We start from the raw sequence: 7,240 nt of genomic DNA, 5'->3' as shown, positions 1-7,240 counted from the left end.
CGGGACCGCTGGGCGGTGACGCCGAGCGGTTGGCGGTGTGCGGCGACAGCGCTGGCGGCAACCTCGCCGCGGTGGTGTCGATGGTCCTCCGTGACGAGGGCGGCCCGCGGGTCGCCCACCAGGCGCTGCTCTACCCCGGCGTGGACGCGACGATGCGCTTCCCGTCGGTCGCCGCGCTGGCCGACGCGCCGATGCTGACGCGGCGGGAGATCGTGGCCTACCTGCACCGGTACCTCGACGGGTCCGGCCTCGACCCCAAGGACTCGCTCGCGTCGCCGTTTGTGGGCCGACGACCTCGCCGGACTCCCACCCGCCTTGGTCCAGACCGCGGACCTCGACCCGTTGCGCGACGAGGCCGAGGCGTATGCGGCCCGGCTCGCCGACGCCGGCGTGGGAGTCCGGGCGACGAACTACCTGGGCGCTCCGCACGGGTTCATGTCGATCCCCGGCGTGACCCCCTCCGCGGCCCGGGCCCGCCTCGAGCTCGCGACCGAGGCCCGCCGCCACCTGGCCTGACGCCCGACCGCCCGCCCCCCGCCGCTCGGCTGCCCCTCCCCTTCCGCCGAGAGGCCAACTTCGGTCGTTACTCGTCTCGGATGACGACCGAAGTTGGCCTCTCGCGCGGGGAGGACCGGAGGGGGCGGAGGCGCATTGCGAGGCGTCGACGCATACTCGTGGGGCTGGTGGGCCCAGAGTCACGGGAGACGTCACAGGGGTTCCGGTTGCGCCGGACCTCACCCGCATACCGGCCGGACCGCTCACGTAGAGTGGGCCACGGAACCGCCGCCGCCCTCGGAAGGCCGCCCGTGAACGACGTCGTGGTGTTCTCCGGTACTGCCCACCCTGAGTTGGCCGACCGGATCTGTGGTCACCTCGGCGTCCGCCGTTCCCCGGTCGACATCAAGCGGTTCAGCAACGACTGCCTCCAGGTGCAGCTGCTGGAGAACTGTCGGCAGCAGGACGTCTACATCATCCAGCCGCTGGTGCCGCCGACGCAGGAGCACCTCATGGAGCTGCTCCTCATGTGCGACGCCGCGCGCGGCGCTTCGGCGGCGCAGATCACGGTGGTCATGCCCCACTACGCGTACGCGCGCTCCGACAAGAAGGACGCCTCGCGCATCTCGCTCGGCGGGCGCCTCGTCGCCGACATGCTGGTCACGGCGGGCGCCGACCGGGTGCTGACGATGGCGCTGCACGCGCCGCAGGTGCACGGGTTCTTCTCGGTTCCGGTGGACCACCTCACGGCGATCGGAGTCCTGGCCGACCACTATCGCGGCCGCGACCTCACCGACACCGTCGTCGTCTCCCCCGACCTCGGCAACGCCAAGACCGCGACGCTCTTCGCGCGGCTGTTGGGGCTCCCCGTGGCGGCCGGCAGCAAGCAGCGCCTCGCGGACGACAAGGTCGTCATCGACGCGATCGTCGGCGACGTCGCCGGCAAGCGGGCCATCGTCCTCGACGACGAGATCGCGACCGGCGGCTCGATCGTCGAGCTGCTCGAGCGGCTCAAGGACGTCGGCTGCACCGAGGCGTCGGTCACCTGCACCCATGGACTGTTCGCGGGCCCCGCGGTCGAGCGGCTGAGCACCCATCCGATGATCACCGAGGTCGTGACGACCGACACCGTCCCGAGGCCGGAGGGGTGGCCCGACCTGCAGGTCCGCTCGGTGGCGGGGTTGTTCGCCGAGGCGATCTCCCGGATCCACCACGGTCGCTCGGTGTCGTCGCTGTTCGAGGGCGTCGATCCCACCCACGCACCGCCGCAGCCCCGGCTCCCGTTCTGACCCGCTCACCCCAGTGACGTCGCCACGGGCGGGTTCCCGTATGCCGCCCGGCGTCGCCTTCCTCGTCGACGTGGCGTTCCTGCTCGTGTTCGCGGCGGTCGGGCGCGCGACCCATGTCGAGCTCAACCCGGTCCTCGGGGTCCTGGCCACGGCCTGGCCGTTCCTGGTCGGCCTCGCCGTGGGCTGGACGCTGGTCCGCTCGCTCTCGCACCGGTGGGCGCTGGAGATTGGCCCCGGGGTCAGCGTGGTCGTCGCGACGGTCGTCGTCGGCATGCTGCTGCGGGCCCTGACCGGCCAGGGCACGGCGCCGTCGTTCGTCCTCGTGGCGACGCTGGTCCTCGCCGCCCTCCTGCTCGGCTGGCGAGCGGTGGCAGCGCGGGTGGCGCGCAGCTAGCGGTAGGCGGTCAGAGGTACTGGCCGGTGTTGGCGACGTTGTGGATCGAGCGACCCGGCTCGGTGCCGTCCTTGCCGTTGATGAGCGTGCGGATGTAGACGATCCGCTCGCCCTTCTTGCCCGAGATGCGAGCCCAGTCGTCGGGGTTCGTCGTGTTGGGCAGGTCCTCGTTCTCCTTGAACTCGTCGACGCAGGCCGCGAGCAGGTGGTCGACCCGGATCCCCTTCTGGCCGATCGTGAGGAAGTCTTTGATCGCCATCTTCTTGGCCCGGTCGACGATGTTCTCGATCATCGCGCCCGAGTTGAAGTCCTTGAAGTAGAGGATCTCCTTGTCGCCACCGGCGTAGGTCACCTCGAGGAACCGGTTCTCGTCGATCTCGGAGTACATCCGCTCGACGGTCGCCTGGATCATGCCCTCGATGGTCGCCAGCCGGTTGCCGCCGTTCTCGGCCAGGTCGTGCTCGTGCAGCGGCAGACCCACGACGAGGTACTTGCTGAAGATGTCGCGGGCGCTCTCGGCGTCCGGCCGCTCAATCTTGATCTTCACGTCGAGGCGGCCGGGCCGCAGGATCGCCGGGTCGATCATGTCCTCGCGGTTGGACGCCCCGATGACGATGACGTTCTCCAGCCGTTCCACGCCGTCGATCTCCGACAGCAGCTGCGGCACGATCGTGGTCTCGACGTCGCTGGAGACGCCGGACCCGCGAGTGCGGAACAGTGAGTCCATCTCGTCGAAGAACACGACGACCGGTGTCCCGTCGGACGCCTTCTCGCGGGCGCGCTGGAAGATCACCCGGATGTGGCGCTCGGTCTCGCCGACGTACTTGTTGAGCAGCTCCGGGCCCTTGATGTTGAGGAAGTAGCTCTTCTCGAGCTCGACCCCGGTGCGCTCCGCCACCTTCTTGGCCAGCGACGCCGCCACCGCCTTGGCGATGAGGGTCTTGCCGCAGCCGGGCGGGCCGTAGAGCAGGACACCCTTCGGCGGACGCAGCTGGTGCTCCTTGAACAGCTCCGGATGCAGGTAGGGCAGCTCGACCGCGTCGCGGATCTGCTCGATCTGGCCGGACAGGCCACCGATGTCCTCGTAGGCGATGTCGGGGACCTCCTCGAGGACGAGGTCCTGGACCTCGGCCTTGGGGATCCGCTCGTAGACGAACCCGGACCGCGGGTCGAGCATGAGCGCGTCACCGACGCGGACCAGCTGTCCCTCGAGGGAGTCGGCGCGGCGGCATACCCGCTCCTCGTCGGCGTGCGCGACCACGAGGATGCGGTCGTCGTCGAGGATCTCCTTGACCATGACGACCTCGCCGACGCGTTCGTAGCCGCACGTGGCGACGACGTTGAGCGCCTCGTTGAGCATGACCTCACGGCCCGCGCTCAGGGTGGCGGGGTCGACAGTCGGGCTCACGGCGACCCGCATCTTGCGGCCGCTGGTGAGGATGTCCACCGTCGCGTCGTCGTAGGACTCGAGGATCAGCCCGTAGGCACTGGGCGGCTGCGCGAGCCGGTCCACCTCGGACTTCAGCGTGACGATCTGCTCGCGCGCCTCTTTGAGGGTGCGCACCAGCCGCTCGTTCTGGGTGGAGAGCGTGGCGAGCGACGTCTGCAGCTGCAGGACGCGGTTCTCCAGCTCACGGGCCCGGGTCGGGCTGTGCCGCAGCTGCTCGCGCAGCTCGTGCACCTCGTCGCGCAGGAGGTCGCGCTGGCGCGACAGCTCCTCGGGCGCGGCTCGCTCGAACGGGTCCGACTGGTCGTGGTGTGCGTGCACGTCCTCGGGCTCGCGGGGGGTGATGTCTGACATCTCGGCACCTCCTGACGGCTCTCGGGTCGGGCTCCTGATTCGACCCTAACTCGCCGTTTCGCTTACGGCTCGGAGGTTTGAGTCACAGTCCTGCGTACGCGTCGGACCTTTTTCTCAGATACTGGACGTTCGCCGAGGTCGGCGGCGTCCCACTCGGCCTCCTCGACGTCGGCCGGCGGGCTCTGGGACCCCTTCGCTGGCCGGCGCGTCCGCTCCGGGGGAGTGACTCCGGGCGCCAGCCGTCGGGTGGTGACGAGGAAGCCGGTATGCCCGTGCATCCGGTGCTCGGGCCGGACCGCCAGACCCTCGAGGTGCCAGCCCCGGACGAGGGACTCCCAGGCGTTCGGCTCGGTGTAGCCGCCGTGGCTCCGGATCCCCTCGGCCACCCGGGAGAGCTGGGTCGTCGTCGCGACGTAGCAGATCAGCACGCCGCCGGGCAGCATCGCGTCGGCCACCGCGTCGAGGCACTCCCACGGGGCGAGCATGTCCAGGACGACGCGGTCGACGGTGCCGGCCTCGACCGCCGTGGGGAGGGCCTCCACCAGATCGCCGACGACGACCCGCCAGGCCGGGTGCTCTCGGCCGAAGAAGGCGCGGGCGTTCCCGCGGGCGATGTCGGCGAAGTCCTCGCGGCGCTCGAACGACACCAGCTCGCCGTTGTCACCGATGGCCCGTAGCAGCGACATGCTGAGGGCACCGGACCCGACCCCGGCCTCCACGACGCGGGCGCCCGGGAAGATGTCGGCCATGGTGACGATCTGGGCCGAGTCCTTGGGGTAGATCACGGCGGCGCCGCGCGGCATCGACATCACGTAGTCGGCCAGCAGCGGGCGCAGCGCGAGGTACTCGGTGCCCGACGAGTTCGCGACGACGGTCCCGTCCGGCTCCCCGATGAGGTCGTCGTGGGCGAGCCGGCCGGCGTGGGTGTGGAACTCGCGCCCGGTCTCGAGGGTGATGGTGTGGAGGCGGCCCTTGGGGTCCGTCAGCTGGACCCGGTCGCCGACCTCGAACGGTCCCCGTCGAGTGAGCCCCCTGGCGTCGGGGTCCGACGCCGCAACCTCGCCCGCATCCTCCGCCTCGACCACGAGCGGTGAGTCTACGGTCGCGCCGGCCCGCCGAGGTCACGCCGAGGCCGGACGCCAGGACCTCGCCCGACCGGTGGGGCGGCCTTGCGGCTCACCCCCGATGTCGTCGCACGGTAACCGCCTCCACGTCGTAGCGGCTCTGCGTCGTCGCGCCCGCCCGGAAGAACCGCCGCCGCAGCGCCCCCGACACCTCGACCAGGTCGCCGTCGTGCTGCCGCAGCGCCGCTCGCCGGGCCGCCGCGGTCCAGCAGGACACGTCAATGGTGTCGACCTGGGTCTTGCGCTCCGACGGTGGCCGGCCGACGACCACGCGCAGCTGGACCACGATGTCGCCGCTGGGCAGCTCCTTCGACTCCGGGCGCCCGCTCACGCGCCCGACCAGCCGGACCTCGTTCACGCCGACGAGTCCATGGTCCTCACCCGGAACCGCCTCTGCCAGTGCCAGTTTCCTCGCCATGACTCCACCCAAGGTCCCGGGCCGTCCACGCACCAGAGCGTTGATCGCACCTGTGGATGACGGGACGGATCACCCACACCATGTGGACGAAAAAGCGGTCGCGAGACCTGGACAGCTCGGACCCCTCACTCGCCTCGACTTCACACGACCAAGACCATCAGCGTCGCCGACCTCCGTGGCTCGGCGCTCGCGAGGCCGCTCAGACATGTCCGAGTAGTCGCCACGAAATCCCGGTTCTGGCCACAACAACTCAGACATGTCCGAGTAGCTGGGGTGCCGTGAGCCGAGCGCCGGGCGCCGCCCCGTGGCGTTCATCGTCGGCCCGTTTGGACCGGCCGCGTCCGACCTGCCGCGTCCGACCTGCCGCGTCCGACCTGCCGCTGAGCGCCGCTGAGCGCCGCTGACCCGCGACGTCAGGGCGTGAACGCCGCCGACAGATCCGCCAGGGTGACCGTCCCCAGCACCTCGCCCGTCGGTGTCACCGCGAGCAGCGTGGGTGGAGCCGCCGACCCACTCGCCGCCACGGCGCTGACCAGCCCCGAGACGTCACCCTCGCGCGAGTCGACCATGACCACCCAGCCGTCCGGCTGACGGCCCACCACCGCCTCCACGGGCACCTGTCCCTGGCGTGCCCCGTCGATCCCCCGGGCCGCGTCGAGGTCGGCGATCCCGAGGACCTCGCCGGACCGGCCGACCGCGACCACGACCGGGGCGACCGCACCGGACCCGCCGACCGCCCAGCCGCCGTCGCCGTCACGTCGGCTACCCGACGCCGCACCGTCCACTCGGGCCAGTACCGAGGCCACGGATTCCCCGACCCCGACGACCATGGCCGGGCGCAGCACCTTCGCCAACGGCACCCGCTCGATGACCCGCCGAGACTCCCCCGCGCGGATGGCGCTCGTCGCTCCCATCCAGAGGAACGCGCCGATCAGGCCGCACCAGACGATGGTGACCAGGGACGGCGGCTGACCGAGGAGCAGCGGCCGCCCGACCAGCCAGAGCACGAACACCACCGTCACGACCCGTCCCAGCCAGCCGGCGACCATCAACGCGCGGTTGCGGTCGCCGGTCACCTTCCAGACCAACGCGTGTACGAGATACCCGCCGTCCAGCGGCAGCCCAGGAAGCAGGTTGAAGAACCCGACGAAGGCGTTGGTCAGCGTGACCGCGAAGAGCAGCAGCCCGACGACGCCGTCCGGATCGACCGCCCGCATCACGGCATACCCGATGCCGGCGAGCACGAGGTTGGCGAGGGGCCCGGACACCGAGATGACCGCGCTGGTGCCGGCGCGGGAGGTCGAGCTGTCGTAGACGGTGTGGCCGCCCCAGAGGTCGGCGACGACGCGGTCGACACGGAACCCGAACCGCCGCGCGACCAGCGCGTGGCCGGCCTCGTGAGCCAGGACGGACAGCAGGAGCAGCACCGCGTAGGCGACCGCGACCGCATACCCGAAGACGCCGCCGTACTGCCCGGTCGACGTCGACACGTTCGGGGCGAACGTCACGACGACGATGATCGCGATGACCGGCCAGGACCGGCCGAGGTAGACCGGTATGCCGCGAATGTCGCCGATCCGCCAGCCGTAGCTCGCCGTGGTGCCGGGGCCCGCGGTCATGGGACGACACTACGTCATCGGATGGTGATACCTCCGTGCGCTTCCTGTGCCTCCCCGTTCATACTGGGAGGTCGTCCGACCCGACTCGCTGAAGGCCACC

7 protein-coding genes and 1 pseudogene are annotated in these 7,240 nt (G+C 70.9%); 4 read left to right on the top strand and 4 right to left on the bottom strand.

All coding sequences use genetic code 11. The annotated features are described in order from the left end of the window. Positions 1 to 35: 35 nt before the first annotated feature. The 4 genes and pseudogenes from VIG79_RS19910 to VIG79_RS17970 form a co-directional block, all read left to right on the top strand. Positions 36 to 230: pseudogene (locus VIG79_RS19910) on the top strand (alpha/beta hydrolase fold domain-containing protein); the annotation flags it as partial. Between the two features lie 49 nt (positions 231 to 279). Beyond that, positions 280 to 516 carry an alpha/beta hydrolase fold domain-containing protein gene (locus VIG79_RS17980; RefSeq protein ID WP_331888135.1) on the top strand — a complete coding sequence of 79 codons (237 nt, stop codon included), beginning with the start codon at positions 280 to 282 and terminating at the stop codon, positions 514 to 516. A gap of 290 nt (positions 517 to 806) precedes the next feature. Further along, complete coding sequence (locus VIG79_RS17975; protein ID WP_331888133.1) at positions 807 to 1,784, top strand: ribose-phosphate pyrophosphokinase; 978 nt, start codon at positions 807 to 809, stop codon at positions 1,782 to 1,784. Between the two features lie 40 nt (positions 1,785 to 1,824). Next, complete coding sequence (locus VIG79_RS17970; RefSeq protein ID WP_331888131.1) at positions 1,825 to 2,178, top strand: DUF3054 domain-containing protein; 354 nt, start codon at positions 1,825 to 1,827, stop codon at positions 2,176 to 2,178. 10 nt (positions 2,179 to 2,188) lie between these two features. On the opposite strand, the gene arc is transcribed toward VIG79_RS17970, so the two are convergent. The 4 genes from arc to VIG79_RS17950 all read right to left on the bottom strand — a co-directional run bounded on the left by arc (position 2,189) and on the right by VIG79_RS17950 (position 7,140). Beyond that, positions 2,189 to 3,979: a proteasome ATPase gene (gene arc, locus VIG79_RS17965; protein WP_331888129.1), complete on the bottom strand. Its 1,791-nt coding sequence runs from the start codon at positions 3,977 to 3,979 to the stop codon at positions 2,189 to 2,191. A 62-nt stretch (positions 3,980 to 4,041) separates the two neighbouring features. Continuing rightward, on the bottom strand, positions 4,042 to 5,064 hold the full coding sequence (locus VIG79_RS17960; protein ID WP_331888127.1) for a tRNA (adenine-N1)-methyltransferase: 1,023 nt from the start codon (positions 5,062 to 5,064) through the stop codon (positions 4,042 to 4,044). Between the two features lie 91 nt (positions 5,065 to 5,155). Beyond that, a complete protein-coding gene (locus tag VIG79_RS17955; RefSeq protein WP_331888125.1) occupies positions 5,156 to 5,521 on the bottom strand; it encodes a single-stranded DNA-binding protein in 366 nt (121 codons plus the stop codon). Positions 5,522 to 5,934: 413 nt separating this feature from the next. Beyond that, positions 5,935 to 7,140 (bottom strand): M50 family metallopeptidase, encoded by a 1,206-nt coding sequence (locus tag VIG79_RS17950; RefSeq protein WP_331888123.1) that lies wholly within the window; start codon positions 7,138 to 7,140, stop codon positions 5,935 to 5,937. Positions 7,141 to 7,240 lie beyond the last annotated feature (100 nt).

The organism is Lapillicoccus sp. (genome assembly GCF_036559105.1).
GTDB lineage: Bacteria > Actinomycetota > Actinomycetes > Actinomycetales > Dermatophilaceae > Lapillicoccus.
This window is presented reverse-complemented; position numbering and strand designations above follow the sequence as displayed.